This window comes from Vibrio sp. 10N.222.49.C9 (assembly GCF_041474985.1).
GTDB lineage: Bacteria > Pseudomonadota > Gammaproteobacteria > Enterobacterales > Vibrionaceae > Vibrio > Vibrio crassostreae_C.
In genome coordinates this window covers 1-211 of record NZ_JBFRVD010000873.1, presented here as the reverse complement: position 1 = coordinate 211, position 211 = coordinate 1, and the positions used below count along the sequence as shown (strand labels likewise).

The following is a 211-nucleotide window of genomic DNA, read 5'->3' as shown; positions in this document are numbered from 1 at the left end:
GGATACGCGTTGCCAAAGAATCTACAAATACACGGTCATGAGAAACGAAGAACAAGGTGCCTTTGTAGTTCTCAAGCGCCAAGTTCAATGACTCGATTGACTCCATATCCATGTGGTTGGTTGGTTCATCCATAAGTAGAATGTTTGGCTTATGCATCATGATCTTGCCCAGAAGCATACGACCTTGTTCACCACCAGAAAGTACTTTAAC

Annotated in this window: 1 protein-coding gene; it reads right to left on the bottom strand. The window is 43.1% G+C overall.

Annotation, left to right across the window (positions count from 1 at the left end; all coding sequences use genetic code 11):
• The coding region (locus AB4585_RS26015) for an ATP-binding cassette domain-containing protein (RefSeq protein WP_372171658.1) at positions 1-211 on the bottom strand (211 nt) is incomplete at both ends.